General features: G+C 70.2%; 13 protein-coding genes. 6 read left to right on the plus strand and 7 right to left on the minus strand.

Annotated features, from left to right (window positions below):
* The first annotated feature begins 123 nt into the window (after positions 1-123).
* Complete coding sequence (locus ACH492_RS21380; protein WP_398988787.1) at positions 124-1,506, plus strand: glycine--tRNA ligase; 1,383 nt, start codon at positions 124-126, stop codon at positions 1,504-1,506.
* Between the two features lie 244 nt (positions 1,507-1,750).
* Entirely contained in the window at positions 1,751-1,954 is a 204-nt protein-coding gene (locus ACH492_RS21385; RefSeq protein WP_307663628.1) for a hypothetical protein, read from the plus strand.
* Positions 1,955-1,983: 29 nt separating this feature from the next.
* Here ACH492_RS21385 and ACH492_RS21390 read toward each other — a convergent pair whose 3' ends face one another.
* Together ACH492_RS21390 and ACH492_RS21395 are read right to left on the minus strand one after the other, a co-directional pair.
* Positions 1,984-2,568, minus strand: coding sequence for a TetR family transcriptional regulator (locus ACH492_RS21390; protein ID WP_398988789.1), 585 nt, complete (start codon positions 2,566-2,568; stop codon positions 1,984-1,986).
* Positions 2,569-2,617: 49 nt separating this feature from the next.
* Positions 2,618-3,637 (minus strand): aldo/keto reductase, encoded by a 1,020-nt coding sequence (locus ACH492_RS21395; protein WP_398988791.1) that lies wholly within the window; start codon positions 3,635-3,637, stop codon positions 2,618-2,620.
* A 310-nt stretch (positions 3,638-3,947) separates the two neighbouring features.
* On the opposite strand from ACH492_RS21395, the gene ACH492_RS21400 reads away from it, so the two are divergent.
* Positions 3,948-4,148, plus strand: a complete 201-nt coding sequence (locus ACH492_RS21400) for a DUF6243 family protein (protein WP_398988793.1) — start codon at positions 3,948-3,950, stop codon at positions 4,146-4,148.
* 81 nt (positions 4,149-4,229) lie between these two features.
* On the opposite strand, the gene ACH492_RS21405 is transcribed toward ACH492_RS21400, so the two are convergent.
* A complete protein-coding gene (locus ACH492_RS21405) occupies positions 4,230-5,669 on the minus strand; it encodes an MFS transporter (RefSeq protein ID WP_398988795.1) in 1,440 nt (479 codons plus the stop codon).
* Between the two features lie 101 nt (positions 5,670-5,770).
* On the opposite strand from ACH492_RS21405, the gene ACH492_RS21410 reads away from it, so the two are divergent.
* A complete protein-coding gene (locus ACH492_RS21410; protein WP_398988797.1) occupies positions 5,771-6,631 on the plus strand; it encodes a helix-turn-helix transcriptional regulator in 861 nt (286 codons plus the stop codon).
* Here ACH492_RS21410 and ACH492_RS21415 read toward each other — a convergent pair.
* The 4 genes from ACH492_RS21415 to ACH492_RS21430 all read right to left on the minus strand — a co-directional run bounded on the left by ACH492_RS21415 (position 6,621) and on the right by ACH492_RS21430 (position 12,740).
* Entirely contained in the window at positions 6,621-7,778 is a 1,158-nt protein-coding gene (locus ACH492_RS21415) for a hypothetical protein (protein WP_398988799.1), read from the minus strand. The two genes, ACH492_RS21410 and ACH492_RS21415, sit on opposite strands and share 11 nt — an antisense overlap.
* 30 nt (positions 7,779-7,808) lie before the next feature.
* A complete protein-coding gene (locus ACH492_RS21420; protein ID WP_398988801.1) occupies positions 7,809-8,522 on the minus strand; it encodes a dioxygenase in 714 nt (237 codons plus the stop codon).
* Between the two features lie 156 nt (positions 8,523-8,678).
* Complete coding sequence (locus ACH492_RS21425; protein ID WP_398988803.1) at positions 8,679-11,189, minus strand: ATP-binding protein; 2,511 nt, start codon at positions 11,187-11,189, stop codon at positions 8,679-8,681.
* A 96-nt stretch (positions 11,190-11,285) separates the two neighbouring features.
* Positions 11,286-12,740 (minus strand): MFS transporter, encoded by a 1,455-nt coding sequence (locus ACH492_RS21430; protein ID WP_398988805.1) that lies wholly within the window; start codon positions 12,738-12,740, stop codon positions 11,286-11,288.
* A 52-nt stretch (positions 12,741-12,792) separates the two neighbouring features.
* Between ACH492_RS21430 and dusB the strand changes: the two genes are divergently transcribed.
* The gene (dusB, locus tag ACH492_RS21435; protein WP_398988807.1) at positions 12,793-13,938 is read left to right on the plus strand and encodes a tRNA dihydrouridine synthase DusB; all 1,146 of its coding nucleotides are present in this window, start codon (positions 12,793-12,795) and stop codon (positions 13,936-13,938) included.
* Positions 13,939-14,497: 559 nt separating this feature from the next.
* Complete coding sequence (gene ppdK / locus ACH492_RS21440) at positions 14,498-17,215, plus strand: pyruvate, phosphate dikinase (protein WP_398988809.1); 2,718 nt, start codon at positions 14,498-14,500, stop codon at positions 17,213-17,215.
* The last annotated feature ends 354 nt before the right edge of the window (positions 17,216-17,569 follow it).

A 17,569-nucleotide genomic window follows, 5' to 3' on the forward strand; every position in this document is an offset into this window, starting at 1 on the left:
GGAAACGATTGTCAACAAAGCTGCCGAGCTCCCGCTGCCCCCGAACCGATTTGATCCAGGGGGTCCGGCCGCCGGTAACCTGAAGCATTCGCCGTTCGTCGTCGTCGTAATGAAGAGAGCACCGTGGCCGCCGACAAGATCGACACCATTGTCAACCTGAGCAAGCGCCGTGGCTTCGTCTACCCGTGCAGCGAGATCTACGGCGGTCAGCGTGCCGCCTGGGACTACGGACCGCTGGGTGTCGAGCTGAAGGAGAACATCAAGCGTCAATGGTGGCGCTACATGGTCACCTCGCGCGAGGACGTCGTCGGGATCGACTCGTCGGTGATCCTTGCCAGTGAGGTCTGGGAGGCGTCGGGCCACGTCTCCACCTTTACCGACCCGCTCACCGAGTGCACCTCCTGCCACAAGCGCTTCCGCGCCGACCACCTGGAAGAGGCGTACGAGGAGAAGCACGGCAAGGCCCCCGAGCACGGCCTCGCCGACCTGAACTGCCCCAACTGCGGCAACAAGGGCACCTTCACCGAGCCCAAGCAGTTCTCCGGCCTGCTCGCCACCCACCTCGGCCCCACCCAGGACTCCGGCTCCATCGCCTACCTGCGCCCCGAGACCGCCCAGGGCATCTTCACCAACTTCGGCCAGGTCCAGCAGACTTCCCGCAAGAAGCCGCCGTTCGGCATCGCCCAGATGGGCAAGTCGTTCCGGAACGAGATCACGCCCGGCAACTTCATCTTCCGCACCCGCGAGTTCGAGCAGATGGAGATGGAGTTCTTCGTCAAGCCCGGCGAGGACGAGCAGTGGCAGGAATACTGGATGGAGCAGCGCTGGAACTGGTACCGCGACCTCGGTCTCCGTGAGGAGAACATGCGCTGGTACGAGCACCCGGCCGAGAAGCTCTCCCACTACTCCAAGCGCACCGCCGACATCGAGTACCGCTACCAGCTCGGCGGCAACGAGTGGGGCGAGATGGAGGGCGTCGCCAACCGCACCGACTTCGACCTCTCCGCGCACTCCAAGGCGTCCGGCCACGACCTGTCGTACTTCGACCAGGAAGCCGGCGAGCGCTGGACCCCGTACGTCATCGAGCCCGCCGCCGGTGTCGGCCGCGCCATGCTCGCCTTCCTCCTCGACGCGTACAACGAGGACGAGGCCCCCAACGCCAAGGGCGTCATGGAGAAGCGCACCGTGATGCGTCTCGACCCGCGCCTCGCGCCCGTCAAGGTCGCGGTGCTGCCGCTGTCCCGCAACCCGCAGCTCTCGCCGAAGGCCAAGGGCCTGGCGGCCGACCTGCGCAAGAACTGGAACATCGAGTTCGACGACGCCGGCGCCATCGGCCGCCGCTACCGCCGCCAGGACGAGATCGGCACGCCGTTCTGCGTCACCGTCGACTTCGACACCCTCGACGACGACGCCGTGACCGTGCGCGAGCGGGACACCATGAAGCAGGAGCGCGTCTCGCTGGACCAGATCCAGGGCTACCTCGGCAGCCACCTGCTCGGCTGCTGACGCCCGCTGACGCCCTCGGACTTCTGCGGACTTCTGTGGATGTCTGCGGACGTCTGGGACGTACTAAAGGCCGGCCGGGCCACAGCCCGGCCGGCCTTTCCATGCCGCCTAAACTCCTGGAAGGTGGCGCCTGAGCGCCCGTTGAGCGCCCGCTGGGCTACGCATGGGGCAACAGAGCGACAAGAGTCTCCTGTTGATGTTGTCCCTGCTGCACACTGGGCGCAGTCGTCACCAGGAGGACATGATGCCGTCCATGACCACCAGCAAGGTCAGCAGATGGGATCAGCACGGCCGCGAACACATCGTGCACGTACAGAAGTCGGGCATGCAGCGGACGCTGACCTGCGACACCTGCGGCTGGCGCAAGGGGGCGCAGTTCCTGCCCTGGCTCAAGGCCGAAGAACACCTCGCCGAGGCCCACCAGGCGACGGTCGACCCGAGCGCGTGAGCTGAACGCTCCGGCCTGGGCGCCTGGCTTCAGGCGCTCAGGCCGCGCAGCACCAGATCGGCAACCGCCGCGAACTCGCCGTCGATCGTGGGCTTCTGCCACTCCGGCGCATACGCCGGATCATGGAAACGGGCCGTCGCGTCGAACACCGCCTGCGCCGCCACGCTCGGTTCCGTGAAGGCGAACTGCTCGGCGCGTACGCCCTCTTCGATGATCTCCCGCAGCTGCTCCACCAGCTCGCGGATGTGCTCCTCCACGACGCCGCTGTTCTCCCCGATCAGCACGCTGTACGTCGCGAACAGCTCCGGATCGTCACCGGCCTTGTGCCGCTTCGCCTCGAACAGCGTTGTCAGCCAGAAGCGCAGCCTCACCGGGGCCGGGTGCTCCGTGCCATTGGTGATCTTCGCCAGTTCCACCACGGTCCGCTCCAGCCAGCGGCTGGTCACCGCCTCGCGCAGCGCCGCCTTCGTACGGAAGTGGCGGTAGACGCTGCCATGGCTGACGCCGAGCGCGCGGGCCACGTCCACGACCGTGGCCTTCGCCGGGCCGTAGCGGCGCAGAACATCCTCGGTCGCCTCGAGGATCCGCTCGGGGGTCAGTGCTTCGGGCGTCATCGCGTCTGTGCTGCCTTTCGCTGGACGGAAACCAGACGGTACCGGTCCGTCAGCGCTCGCTGTCCAGGTGGGCCATCTGCGCCGACGGGTAGCGGTCGCCCACGGCCGAGCCCACCGGGACGGCCCGCTCGATCGCGGCGACGTCGTCGGCGTCCAGGGTGACGTCGAGCGCGCCCAGGGCCTCGGTGAGCCGGTCCCGGCGACGGGCCCCGACGAGCGGCACGATGTCCTCGCCGCGGGCGAGCACCCAGGCGATCGCGGTCTGCGCGAAGCTGACGCCCTTCTGCTCGGAGATCTTGCGCAGCTGGTCGACCAGATCCAGATTGTGCTGGAGGTTCTCGCCCTGGAAGCGCGGGCTCATTCCACGGAAGTCATCGGGCGCGAACTCGCGGTCGCGGGTGAAGTGGCCGCTGATCAGGCCGCGGGACAGCACGCCGTACGCCGTGATGCCGATGCCCAGCTCGCGCGTGGTCGGCAGGATCTGCTCCTCGATGCCGCGTGAGATCAGGGAGTACTCGATCTGCAGATCCGCGATCGGGGCCACGGCCGCGGCCCGGCGGATCGACTCCGCACCGGCCTCGGAGAGACCGATGTGGCGGACATGGCCGGCCTCCACCAGCTCGGCGATCGCGCCGACCGTCTCCTCGATCGGGACGTCGGGGTCGACACGGGCAATGCGGTAGATGTCGATGTGGTCGGTGCCGAGCCGCTGGAGGGAGTACGCGGCGAAGTTCTTGACCGCGGCGGGTCGGCCGTCATAACCGGTCCAGCGGCCGTCCGGGTCGCGCAGGGCGCCGAACTTGACGCTGGTGAGCGCCTGTTCGCGCAGGGCCGCGGGGGCGGTGCGCAGCGCCTCGTTGATCAGCAGCTCGTTGTGCCCCATGCCGTAGAAGTCGCCGGTGTCCAGAAGCGTGATGCCCGCGTCGAGAGCGGCGTGGATGGTGGCGATGGATTCGGCGCGGTCGGCCTCGCCGTACAGCGCGGACATGCCCATGCAGCCGAGACCGAGCGGGGAGACCTGGGGGCCGGTGGATCCGAGGGTGCGGAGGGGGTGCGGGGTGGAGGGCATGAGGGGCTCCTGTGGGAGGTCGGGAGGTGACGCACATCAACCATGGCATGACGGCTGACAGATTTCAATATCTGTCAGCCGTCATGTGTCATTCGCTATCCGTCATCCGTCATTCGTCATCGACGTCCGCCATCCGTCGGTCGTCAGCCCACGGGCCTCGACCGGAAACTGGTATCGCGAGGCCCCCCGGCGAGGTACCGTCACCTGCATGTCTTCGTTCTTCCAGATCTACGAGTGAGAGGGCGGCGGATCCACTCCCGCCCCCGTCTGACGATTCCCGAGTCACTTCTCACCACGATGGGAGAACCCCGTGGCCAAGAGCCGTAACAACCTCCTCGGCGTGGGCGGACAGCGAAAGAAGCTGTCCCGAGCCGACCAGCAGGGCAACGGTCCCGCGCGCAACGCCGATCGCAAGGCGGCCGCCGACCAGAAGCAGGACCTGGTGCGCAAGATGCGCGAGCGCGCCCAGGCCGGCAGCACGCCGGATGCGCCGCAGGAGGAGCAGGCCTGATCAGGACCGTGGGCCCGGACCGCGATGCGGTCCGGGCCCACGGCCGTGTCCGGGTGCAGTTCTGTTCTGTTCGGTTCAGTGTCAGTCCACCGTGCGCGGCAGGCGCAGGCTCAGCAGTGCCGTCAGCGCGATCATCGCCAGCTGCACCAGCAGCGTGACGGTCAGCGCCTGGCGCATCTCCGCCTCCGCTGCCAGCGCCAGGAACAGCGAGCCCAGTGTGGCCACGCCCAGTGCGAGTGCGGACTGCTGCGTCGTCGCCATCACCCCGCTGCCCACGCCGGCCCGCTCCGTGGGCACTTCGGAGAGCACGATGCGGAAGATGACGGGCAGCTGGAGCCCCTGGCCGAACCCGGCGAGTGCGACGCCCGGCAGCAGTTCCACGAAGCCCAGGTCCGGCCAGCCTCGCCACACGGCCAGCGCCAGCAGCGCGATGCCCAGGCCCTGCAGCACTCCGCCCGCCGTCACGATCCGGGTCCCGTACCGTACGACCAGCCGCGGGCCCGCCAGCGACGCCCCGAAGAACGCCAGCGCCATCGGCACCAGGGCCATGCCGGAGGCCACGGCCCCCATCCCGAGCCCCTGCTGCAGCGCCACCGCGATCACGAACATGAAGCCGCCGAAGCCGATCGAGAACGGCAGCACCAGCGCGAGCCCGCGCCGCAGCGGGACCAGCGCGAACAGGCTCGGCGGCACCAGAGGTGTGCGCCCCTGCCGGTCCGCGCGCCGCTCGACCCGGTAGAAGGCGACCGCCGCGAGGGGGAAGGCCGCCAGCGCGATCCAGGTCCACAGCGGCCAGCCCGCGGCCCGTCCCTCCGTCAGTGGCGCCAGCAGCGTCAGCAGGGCCACGGCGAGCAGCACGGTGCCGGGTACATCGACGGGGGCCGGGCGCTCCGCGCGCGTCCGCGGGACCGAGCGGGCCGCGAGCACCAGGCCGAGCAGCGCCACCGGCACGTTCACCAGGAAGATCGCCCGCCAGCCGGTGCCCGCGATGTCCGCCGCGACCAGCACGCCGCCCAGTATCTGCCCGGCGACCATGGAGAGCCCGGCGGTCGCTCCGTACAGGCCCATCGCCCTGGCCCTGCGCGGTCCGGCCGTTGCCGCCTGGATGGTGGCCAGCACCTGCGGCAGCATCAGCGCGGCCGCCGCGCCCTGTGCCACCCGCGCCGCGACCAGCGTCCAGGCGTCCGGCGCGAGTCCGCAGGCGAGGGAGGTCAGCCCGAAGGCCGCCATGCCAATGAGGAAGAGCCGGCGGCGCCCGTACATGTCCCCGAGCCGTCCGCCGAGGACGAGCAGCACGGCGTAGGAGAGGCCATAGCCGGCGACGACCAGCTCGAGGAGTGCGGGGCCCGCCGCCAGGTCGTGGTCGATGGTCGGCAGGGCGACATTCACGATGAAGAAGTCGATCAGCGGAAGTGCCGCGCCGAGCAGCACGGTGAACAGCCCGAGCGGGCCGAGGGCCGGTCCGCTCTGGTCGGCTGCGGCGCGGACGGGGACTGAGGAGAGGACACTGGTCTTACTCACGTCCTTGACGATCCTCGGCCGCACAGCCTGGTACCAGAGTCTATTTATCCTGGTACAGGCAGTACCTGGCAACGGTGTGGGGCGTTCGGCACCCTGGGAGTATGACGACGATGGTGCAGGAGTCCGACGTACGAAGGCATGAGCTCGCGGATTTTCTGCGCAGCCGTCGCGAGCGCATCACCCCCGAGCAGGTCGGCTTCCCACGCGGCCGCCGTCGGCGCACCCCCGGTCTGCGCCGCGAGGAGGTCGCCCAGCTCTCGGCCGTCGGCGTCACCTGGTACACCTGGCTGGAACAGGCCAGGGACATCCAGGTCTCCCCGCAGGTCCTCGACGCCATCGCCCGCGCCCTGCTCCTCGACTCGAGCGAGCGCACCCATCTCTTCGCGCTGGCCGGAACCGCCGACCCGGCGCCCGGCACGCCCTGCCCGACCGTGACCCCGGCGCTGCGGCAGATGCTGGAGCAGCTCGAACCGATCCCGGCATGCATCCAGAACAGCCGGTACGACATCCTCGCCTACAACCGCACGTACGGGCGGCTGCTCTGCGACCTGGACGACCTGCCGCCCGAGGACCGCAACTGCATGATCCTGGCCTTCACGAATGACGACTGGCGGGCGGCGGTAGCCGATCTGGGGGACGTCAGCCGGACCATGGCCGCGAAGTTCCGCGCCTCGATGGCCGAGCATCTCGCGGAGCCCGCCTGGAAGTCGCTGCTCGGCCGGCTGGAGTCGGTCTCGCCGGAGTTCCGGGATGTGTGGGCGCGCCATGAGGTCATCGACCACGGCGGCAGGACGAAGTACATCCGCAACGCCCATGTCGGCCTGCTGCACCTCGAGCACAACAACCTCTGGCTCGGGCCCGCGGCCGGTCCCCGCCTGGTCAGTTACGTGCCCCTCGACGACGAGTCCCGCGAGCGCCTGGAGAAGCTTCAGGCGCTCGCGGTCGCCGACGTCAGCCCGTGAAGCGGGTCACCGCGGGGACCAGGTCGCCCTGCTTGGCGATGCCCACGGTCCACAGGTCGGCGCTCTGCGGGACCGCGCTGAATCCCCGTACCACCACAGCGGGGTCGGCGCTCTGTTCCCAGCGGCTCTGCTGTCCGTTCCAGCGCAGGGCCACGGAGACCGCGCCCTTGCCGCCGACCGCCCACAGTGCGCCGTCCCCGGCTCGTCCGACTGCCCGGAGCCGGCCGTCGGCGATGTCGGGTGCGGTGGCGGCGGCCCATTTCTTGCCGTCCCAGTGCAGCGCGTAGGGGCGATCCGGTCCCTTGGAGTTCACGCCGCCCACGGCCCAGATGTCGTCGGCGCCCAGTGCGGCGATGGCGCTGACGAAGGGGTCTTCACCGCTCTTGCCCGCGGGAGCGTCGACGCGCTTCCAGGACGTGCCGTCCCAGTGCAGCAGCAGGGCGGTCTGATCGGTGGTGTCGGTGCCGTAGACCGTGCCCGCCGCCCAGATGTCGTCCGGCGCGACGGCGGCGAGGCCGGTGAGTTCGCCCTTGCCGACGTCGGGCAGGGACTGCCGGCGCCAGGCAGAGCCGTCCCACGACTGGATGGCGGGTACCGCGTTCTTGATGGACTGCGGCACTGCCCGGCCGGCCGTCCAGGCCTTTCCGTCGGAGGTCGTGGCCACCGCGTCGGGCACTACCCGGCCGGCCGGGTCCCGGTCGAGGTTGCGCGTGGTCCACGAAGTGCCGTCCCAGTGCGCAGTGTTGGCGCCGACCGCCCAGATGTCCTTGGCCGAGCGGACGGCGAGCGCCTGCGGGAAGCTGCCGTTCGGCAGCGTCGACTCCTGGACCCAGGAGGTGCCGTTCCAGCGCAGGGCCAGCGCCTCCACCTGGGTCGCGCTCAGCCGGTAGCCGACGGCCCACGCCTGTTTGTCGCTGAGCGCGGCGACGGCGGTGAGATCGCCCTTCGTCACGGGCACCGGCGTCTGCTGCCACTGTCCGGCGACGCGGGACGTTGCGGCGGAGGCGTCCGGCCCGCTGGGGGCGGGACCGGCCCAGCCCGTGCCGGCGACGACCAGGCCGCCGGTCGCGATGGCGCCGGCGGCCAGCGCCGCCAGAATGGGCGACCGGCCGACGTGCGGGCGCCCGGATGACTTGCTCGTATGCATCACGGAAATCCTTGGGTGATCGGCGGTCGGCTACTGGACCGTGGTCTTGATGACGAAGTCGAAGGCGCCGGTGTAAGCGCCGTCCTGCGGGCCCGCGAGCGCGATCGTGCAGGCCCGGTTGATGAGCCCGTCGGCGGCGTTGAGCGCGGCGAAGTCCCTGCCGTACGCCTGGGTGTCGTCCGGGAAGTACAACTGTGTGATCAGAACCGGTCCGCCGGGGGCCTGGACCTGGGTGTGGATATGGGGCGCTCGTTGGCCCCAACGGCCCCAGTAGTCACGGGGGATGATCGTGCTGAGCCGGAAGCCGCCCCTGCTGTTGGTGTACTGGTGGCCGCGCAGGGAGAAGCCGGCGGTGTCGTAGTCGCCGTTCTGGTCGCACTGCCAGAACTCGATGAGCGTCCCCGGCAGGGGCTTGCAGGCGGTGTCGTAGACGACGCCGGTGAAGTCGAGCCGCACTCCGCGGATGGCCGGGGTGATGAAGTCTCCCCGCTCGGGGGACTGCGGTTTGAAGAGTGGGCCCTCCGACGCCGCCGGGGTCTCATGACCGTCGCAGGCGGGCGTGACGGCCAGGGGGCGCCCCGCCCGACGTGCCGCGGTCACCGCGGGGGCGGAGGCTGGGGCGGGGGCTGCGGGCGCGGCTCCCGTCGCCGCGAGGGCGGCGGCGGTCACTCCCACCGAGCTCGTTCTGATGAACGTCCTTCGTGAGCTGGTGTGTTCGCCGTCCGCGTCGTGGTCGTGCCGCATCGCGTCTCCTTGCCGGATTCGATCGCCAGGCAGGGCATTCCGTGGGGGGAAGGACCGGGATCCACGCCTACGAGTCCTTGGAATGCCCTGTTCCGGCTCAGCCTGGCCGCTGTCGTGACCGAGCGGATCGATCAGATGACCGGCGGGTTCGCGGCGTTACGAAACCTCGTCCCGGCGCAGCGCGCCGTCGGGGGCGCCGAACCGTTCCTTTCCGGCCACCCACAGCGCGATCTGCGTCCGCGACCGCATGCCCAGCTTGTCGCGGACGTTGTCGAGGTGCGTGGCGACGGTGCTCGCCGACAGGTCCAGGCGCGCGGCGATCTCGCGGTTGGTCAGCCCCTCTGCGACCAGTGCCGCCACCGCCGTCTCCCGACCGGTCAGCGGGGACTCGGCGCCGGCGTCACCGACACCTACGGCGGCGTCGCCCGCCCGGAGCGCGTACGCGAGCAGCCGCTCCCAGCGCAGCAGGCGTCCACCGGCAAGCGCCCCGTCCCGCGCCGCTGCGGGCAGTGCCGCCTTCGCGCGGGCCGCCGCCGCCTCGACCTGCCGCTGCCACTCGGCTTCCGGCTCGGTGTCCAGCCGCCGTCGCGCCTGCGCGCCGGCGGCGAACAGCCGCAGCGACCGTTTCATGTCGCCCCGTTCGGCCGCCACGATGGCGAGTCCTTCGAGGGGATACAGCGCGTGGAAGCTCTCGCCGGGCACCGTGCGCAGCGCCTCGGCGAACAGCTCCTCCGCCGCTTCGAGTTCGCCCAGCGCGAGCCGTATCGCACCGGCGGTGTGCAGCGCGGCCGTCGACTGGCCCCAGGGCTGCTGCTCCCTCAGCAGGGGCAGGCAGGAAGCCATCAGCGCGTCGCCCTCGGCCGCCTTGCCGACGTGCAGCAGCGCCCAGGCCAGGTGATGCCGGCACCACGCCTCGTCCCGGGGGCGGCCCAGCGTGACGACGACGGCCAGGCACTCGGCGAAGTCGGCGACCGCCTCGGAGAACTCGCCGAGGCCCAGCTTGGCGGCGGCCCGCGCGTCCAGCGCGTTGGCGAGCCCCGCGGGGTTGTCACGCCGCCGCTCGACGGAAACCGCCTGCTCCGCAAAGCGCAGTGCGGCCGCCGGGTCCGCCTGCTGGCAGGCCGCGCGTGCGGCGAGCGCCAGGGCCGCACCGCCGTGCCGGAAGCCGCTGTCCCGCTCCAGCACCTCCGTCAGCAGCGCGCGGGCGGCCGTCAGCTGCTCCTGCTGGAAGCGCACCCGCGCCAGCGCCAGCGCCAGCCCGATGTGCGGTGCGCCGTCGCGGTCGGCGGTGTGGGCGACGGCCGCCGCGAGGTTGTCCCGCTCCTCGGTCAGCGGCCCGCCGGCCTGGTCGGCGAACAACTGGTCCGCGGCGGGCCGCATCAGCCCGGTCAGCCAGTCGACGGCCCGCTGCCAGGTGCCGTCCAGTTCGCCCGACTCGGCGAGGCGGTCCAGAGCGTAGGCGCGGATGGCGCTCAACTGCCGGAATCTCGCGGTGCCTTCGGCGTCGTTGCCTTCGGCGTCACCCGGCAGCCGTACGATCAAGGACTTGGCCTCCAGCGCGCACAGCACCCGCAGGACGTGCCGCGGCTGCATCTCGCCGTCCGCGCAGACCGCGGCCGCGCCCTCGGCGTCGAATCCGCCGACGAGAACGGCGAGTCGGCGAAAGAGCCTCTGCTCCTCGGGATCCAGTAATCGATGGCTCCAGTCGATCGCGGCGGCCAGCTCGCGGTGCCGGTCCGGCCCGGTTCTGCTGCCGTCGGTGAGGAGGGCGAGCTGGTCGTCCAGTCCGGTCAGGACATCGGTCAGCGGGAGGGCGCCCGTGCGGCGTGCCGCCAGTTCGATGGCCAGCGGCATGCCGTCCAGCCGTCGGCAGATCTCCGCGACCGTACGGGCGTTTCCGGCGTCCAGCGCGAATCCGGGGGCGCGGCTGCCGGCGCGTTCCACGAAGAGCCGTACGGCGTCCGCCTGGAGCACGGCCGCCGGGTCGTCGTCCTCACCGGGCGGCGACAGGGACAACTCGCCGACCCGGAACACAACTTCGCCGGGCACGCGCAGTACCTCGCGGCTGGTGGCGAGGATACGCAGCCGGGAGCACCGGCTCAGCAGGGCCGCGGCCAACTGCGCGCACGCTTCTGCCAGGTGCTCACAGTTGTCCAGGATCAGCAGCGTCGAGCGGTCGCCCAGCGCATGGGCCAGCACCTCGACGCCGGTTCTGCCGCCGCGTTCGCCCACGCCGAGCGCGGCGGCCACGGCCTGGGCCAGCCGGCTGTCGTCGTGGAGCGAGTCCAGCTCGACCAGCCGGACCCGGCCGTCCCCGGCGCCGCGCAGACCGGCGGCGAACTCCAGCGCCAGACGTGTCTTGCCCACGCCGCCCGGGCCGGTGAGTGTCAGCAGCCGTGACGACTTCAACAGGGCCCGGAGCCGGGACAGTTCACCCCCGCGGCCGATGAAGGAGTCCAGCGCCCGTGGCAGGTCCCGGTCGGGGGAAGGCGCGGCCGCGGTGGCTGTGCCGTGCTGCCGTGCGGAGCGTCGGCGGAAGGCGCGCTGTCTGCATGCGTCCGAGCAGTAGCGGGCGGGCCGGCCGCCCTGTGCCGGCTCGCTTCCCGGACGCCGGCCACGGCCGGGCAGCTCGGTCCCGCATGTTTCGCACGTGCGACTCGGACTCATCTCCCGAATCCTTGCCCAACGACCGTGGCCGGCACCACCGTGTCCGGCGAAGGTGAGCCACGCCCCACTGCCGTACGGGCCCGGGCTCGGCGCGGGCTATGCGGCCGCTGTGGACGCCGACTGGTCCAGGTCCCGCACCTCCAGGCGGTCCGCTGTGCGCCGTGCCGTCCCCTGTGCCCAGGCGCCGCTGGTCAGCGCGCCGACCACGAGGATGCACAGTCCGCATCCGGTGAGGACCCACCAGGCGGGGCGGCTCGCGGCGACGAAGCCTTGCGCGTAGGAGGTGGACGAGACCCCGGCGGCCAGTACGGCTCCGATGACGGCGACGCCGAGGGTCTGCCCGATCTGCCGGCTGGTGGAGGCGACAGCGGCGGCGACCCCGGCCTGGGCGCGGGGCATGCCGGAGACGGCGGTGTTGGTGATCGGCGTGTTCACCATGCCGAAGCCGAGGCCGAACAGGACGTATCCGGCGAAGAGCAGCGCATCGGAGGTCTCGGCCTCATAGGCGGCGAACAGCACGCCGGTCGCCGCCATGGTGACGCCTGCGATCAGCAGGGGGAGACGGGGGCCGCGGCTGCTGACGAGCCGCCCTGCCAGGGGGGCGCATACGAGGGTCATCGCGGCCATCGGCAGCATGTACAGCCCTGCGTCCAGGGCGGACAGGCCGCGGACGTCCTGCAGATAGAGGGTGTTGAGGAAGAGGAATCCGCCGAGCGAGGCGAAGGCGCAGACCGCGATGACGGTGGCCCCGCTGAACGGCGCGCTGCGGAAGAAGCGCAGATCGATCAGCGGCTCGGCGCGCCTCGGCTCGTACAGCAGCAGTCCGGCGAGCGCGAGGGCCGCGAGCGCGCTGAAGCAGAGGATCAGGGGCGAGGTCCACCCGGCCGAGGGTGCCTCGATGATCGCGTACGTGAGCGAGCCGAGGAGCGCGATGACCAGCAGCTGGCCGACGGGGTCGGGGCGGCGCGGTTTCGGAGCGCGGGACTCCGGGATGTAGAGCCAGGTCAGCAAAGCTGCGGCGAGGCCGATGGGCAGATTGAGCCAGAAGATCGAGCGCCAGCCGACGCTGTCCACGAGCACTCCGCCGACGAGGGGCCCCGCGGCCATGGAGATGCCGACGACGCCGCCCCACACACCGATGGCGCGAGCGCGCTCGCGCGGGTCGGTGAAGGTGTTGGCGATGATCGACATCGCGACCGGGTTGAGCATGGAGCCGCCGGTGGCCTGCACCATCCGGAAGGCGACGAGCGATTCGAGGTTGGGGGCGAGGGAGCAGAGCAGCGAGCCGAGGGTGAACAGGAGGAGCCCGGCCTGGAAGACCCTGCGTCGGCCGATCCGGTCGGCGGTGGAGCCGGAGAGCATCAGCAGCGAGGCGAGGACCAGGGTGTATGCGTCGATCGTCCACTGCATTCCGGCGACGGAGGCGTCCAGGTCCTTGCGAATGGAGGGCAGCGCGACATTGAGGACGGTGTTGTCGAGGCTGACGATCAGCAGGCTCATACAGCAGATCGCCAGCACGAGCAGTTGCCGCCGGTGTGTGAGCTCGGGCATACGCGGATCGTACGGCTGACCAACGTTTCCGGCAGTGCGCGACAATGGGCGAATGACCCCGCTCGCCCCGTCCTCGACGCTCAAAATCGGCCCGCACGCCGTGCAGCCCCCCGTGGTGCTCGCGCCCATGGCCGGCATCACGAATGCGCCCTTCCGCACCCTCTGCCGTGAGTTTTCCGGCGGCAAGGGGCTGTTCGTCAGCGAGATGATCACGACGCGGGCGCTGGTCGAGCGCAATGAGAAGACCATGCAGCTCATCCACTTCGACGCGACCGAGACGCCCAGGTCCATCCAGCTGTACGGAGTGGATCCGGTGACCGTCGGCAAGGCCGTCCGCATGATCGTGGAGGAGGATCTGGCCGACCACATCGACCTGAACTTCGGCTGCCCGGTCCCCAAGGTGACCCGCAAGGGCGGCGGCTCGGCCCTGCCGTACAAGCGGCCGCTGCTGCGCGCGATCCTGAACGAGGCGGTCACGGGCGCGGGGGATCTGCCGGTGACGATGAAGATGCGCAAGGGCATCGACGACGACCACATCACCTATCTCGACGCCGGCCGGATCGCGGTCGAGGAGGGGGTGACGGCGATTGCGCTGCATGGGCGTACGGCTGCGCAGCACTACGGCGGTACGGCGGACTGGGACGCGATCGCCCGGCTGAAGGAGCACGTCCCGGAGATCCCGGTGCTCGGCAACGGCGACATCTGGTCGGCGGACGACGCGCTGCGGATGGTGCGCGAGACGGGGTGCGACGGGGTGGTCGTGGGGCGCGGGTGCCTGGGGCGGCCATGGCTGTTCGGCGATCTGGTGGCGGCGTTCGAGGGCAGTGACGCCTATGCGACGCCGACGCTGAAGGAGGTCGCGGTCGTCATGCGGCGGCACGCGGAGCTGCTGGGGGAGTGGATCGGCGACGAGACGCGCGGCGTGATCGACTTCCGCAAGCATGTGGCCTGGTATCTGAAGGGCTTCTCGGTGGGCTCGGAGATGCGCAAGAGGCTGGCGATCACGTCGTCGCTGGCGGAACTGGACGCGCATCTGGGGCAGTTGGACCTGGACCAGCCGTGGCCGGTGGGCGCGGACGGGCCGCGGGGGCGTACGTCGGGGAACAACCGGGTGGTCCTGCCGGACGGCTGGCTGAAGGACCCGTACGACTGTGCGGGCGTGAGCGCGGAGGCGGAACTGGACACGTCGGGCGGCTGACGGATGGACCGGGTCCGCCCTGTGAGGACGGGCGCACCCGTCGCCCGCTCATCTGATGCGGGCCGACGCGCGGAAGACACGGCTCGGGTGGCCCTGAGTGCCACCCTCGGCGGTCGCGGTTCGCGCTCCCGGCCGGGCGACGCAGTACTGACGGAGCCGCGTGTTGCGGTGTGTTACGCGGGTCCGGATGATGGGACAGGAGACTTGGCGGTCGCGTGATTCTCGCCACCCTTGATAGGGGTGGCGCTCAGATGAGCGAATTGGCAGCGACTGCATCTCTCGGAAGAGTGGCACGCAGTGCCACCCCTGTTGGGTTCATTCGGTCGAGCGACTCGTCGCCATGGGTGGCGGAACCTGCGGTATTCATCACCTTCCGTATCGATGACTTCGAGTCTTGAAAACACACCCATGCTCCATCCCCTCGTTATTTACTTTCGATCTGGTGGCGGAGGAGTGGTTACAGCCGTATGACGTCCAGGTGGACGTACCCAGGCGCCTTCGATCTGGGTATGTTCCTCGCCGTCAGGGCAGCCACCGAGTCCTCGAGGAGTCGAGACCCGTGTCGGAAAACAAAGATCAGAAGTTCGTCTACGACTTCACCGAGGGCAACAGGGACCTCAAGGACCTGCTCGGCGGCAAGGGCGCGAACCTCGCCGAGATGACCAACCTCGGGCTGCCCGTCCCTCCGGGCTTCACGATCACCACTGAGGCGTGCAAGGTCTACCTCGACAGTGGCGAGGAGCCCGCGGCACTGCGTGACGAGGTCAGCGCCCACCTCGACGCACTTGAGCAGACGATGGGGAAGAAGCTCGGCCAGGCCGACGACCCCCTCCTTGTATCCGTACGCTCCGGCGCCAAGTTCTCCATGCCGGGCATGATGGACACCGTCCTCAACATCGGCCTCTCCGACGCGTCGGTGTCCGGGCTCGCGCAGCAGGCCGGCGACGAGCGCTTCGCCTGGGACTCGTACCGCCGCCTCATCCAGATGTTCGGCAAGACCGTGCTGGGCGTCGACGGCGACCTCTTCGAGGAGGCGCTCGAGGAGGCCAAGGCCGCCAAGAAGGTCACCGTCGACACCGACCTCGACGCCGCCGACCTGAAGAAGCTGGTCAAGCAGTTCAAGAAGATCGTCTCCCGCGACGCCGGGCGCGACTTCCCGCAGGACCCGCGCGAGCAGATGGACCTCGCCATCCGCTCGGTCTTCGAGTCGTGGAACACCGACCGCGCCAAGCTCTACCGCCGCCAGGAGCGAATCCCCGGCGACCTCGGCACGGCCGTCAACATCTGTTCCATGGTCTTCGGCAACCTCGGCCCCGACTCCGGCACCGGCGTCGCCTTCACCCGCGACCCCGCCAGCGGCCACCAGGGCGTCTACGGCGACTACTTGCAGAACGCGCAGGGCGAGGACGTCGTCGCGGGCATCCGCAACACCGTGCCGCTCGCCGAGCTGGAGTCGATCGACAAGAAGTCGTACGACCAGCTGATGCAGATCATGGAGACCCTCGAGACGCACTACAAGGACCTGTGCGACATCGAGTTCACCATCGAGCGCGGCCAGCTGTGGATGCTGCAGACCCGGGTCGGCAAGCGCACCGCCGGCGCCGCCTTCCGTATCGCCACCCAGCTCGTCGACCAGGGCCTGATCGACGAGGCCGAGGCGCTCCAGCGCGTCAACGGCGCACAGCTCGCACAGCTGATGTTCCCCCGCTTCGACGACCAGGCGAAGACCGAGTTGCTCGGCCGCGGCATCGCCGCATCGCCCGGCGCGGCCGTCGGCAAGGCCGTCTTCGACTCGTACACCGCGGTCAAGTGGTCGCGTTCCGGCGAGAAGGTCATCCTCATCCGCCGTGAGACCAACCCCGACGACCTGGACGGCATGATCGCCGCCGAGGGCATCCTGACCTCCCGCGGCGGCAAGACCTCGCACGCCGCCGTCGTCGCCCGCGGCATGGGCAAGACCTGTGTCTGCGGCGCCGAGGAGCTCGAGGTCGACACCAAGCGGCGCCGGCTCACCGTGAACGGGACCGTCATCGAGGAGGGCGACGTCGTCTCCATCGACGGCTCCACCGGCAAGGTCTACCTCGGTGAGGTGCCGGTCGTGCCTTCCCCGGTCGTCGAGTACTTCGAGGGCCGGATGCACGCGGGCGCCGACGACGCCGACGAACTGGTCGCCGCCGTGCACCGGATCATGGCCTACGCGGACCGAGTACGCCGCCTTCGAGTACGGGCCAACGCCGACAACGCCGAGGACGCGCTGCGCGCGCGGCGGTTCGGCGCGCAGGGCATCGGCCTGTGCCGCACCGAGCACATGTTCCTCGGCGAGCGCCGCGAGATGGTCGAGAAGCTGATCCTCGCCGACACCGACGACGAGCGCGAGCAGGCACTGGGCGCGCTGCTGCCGCTGCAGAAGAAGGACTTCATCGAGCTGTTCGAGGCGATGGACGGACTGCCCGTCACCGTCCGGCTGCTCGACCCGCCGCTGCACGAATTCCTGCCCGACATCACCGAGCTGTCGGTGCGCGTCGCCCTCGCCGAGTCCCGCAAGGACGCCAACGAGAACGATCTGCGCCTCCTCCAGGCCGTGCACAAGCTCCACGAGCAGAATCCGATGCTGGGTCTGCGCGGTGTACGCCTCGGTCTGGTCATCCCCGGTCTCTTCGCCATGCAGGTACGGGCGATCGCCGAGGCCGCGGCCGAGCGCAAGAACGCCAAGGGCGACCCGCGGCCGGAGGTCATGATCCCGCTGGTGGGCACCGTCCAGGAGCTGGAGATCGTCCGTGAGGAGGCCGACCGGGTCATCGCCGAGGTGCAGGCAGCCACCGGCACCGACCTCAGGCTGACCATCGGCACGATGATCGAGCTGCCGCGCGCCGCGCTCACGGCCGGTCAGATCGCCGAGGCCGCCCAGTTCTTCTCGTTCGGCACAAACGACCTCACCCAGACTGTGTGGGGCTTCTCCCGCGACGACGTGGAGGCTTCGTTCTTCACGGCGTACCTGGAGAAGGGCATCTTCGGGGTCTCCCCGTTCGAGACCATCGACAAGGACGGTGTCGGCTCGCTCGTCCGCAGCGCGGTCGAGGCCGGCCGGGCCACCCGCCCCGACCTGAAGCTGGGCGTGTGCGGCGAGCACGGCGGCGACCCCGAGTCGGTGCACTTCTTCCACGAGGTGGGTCTGGACTACGTGTCCTGCTCGCCGTTCCGCATCCCGGTGGCGCGCCTGGAGGCCGGCCGCGCGGCGTCTGTGTCCACCAAGGCGCGGGGCAGCGACTCCCGATAAGACGCCGGAGCCGTCGCCGGGGTCTGGGGGTTCGCCCCCAGTCGGTACACCGACCCTCACCGACCCGGTGGCAGTTCCGGAACACCGAAGGGGAAGGGGCGGGCGCCTTGTGCGGGGCGCCCGCCCCTTCCATGTCTTCTCCCGGAACTTTCGGCAAAGTCCATGCCGACGCAATGTCCCGGTTGAATTATGGACCGTTGTCCGCCGGACCGTTTCCGGGCCGCAGGCGGCAATCGAATTTCTGCCATTCGCTACGTAAAACAACGGGCGGGGCGCGGCCTGCGGATCCCCATCCGCCGACCACGCCCCATTACCCGTGCCGGACAGGGAGCCGCACCGTCTGTCGCCCGCCGC

Origin of the sequence: Streptomyces sp. NPDC019443, from assembly GCF_044389785.1 — a bacterium.
Classification (GTDB): Bacteria; Actinomycetota; Actinomycetes; order Streptomycetales; family Streptomycetaceae; genus Streptomyces.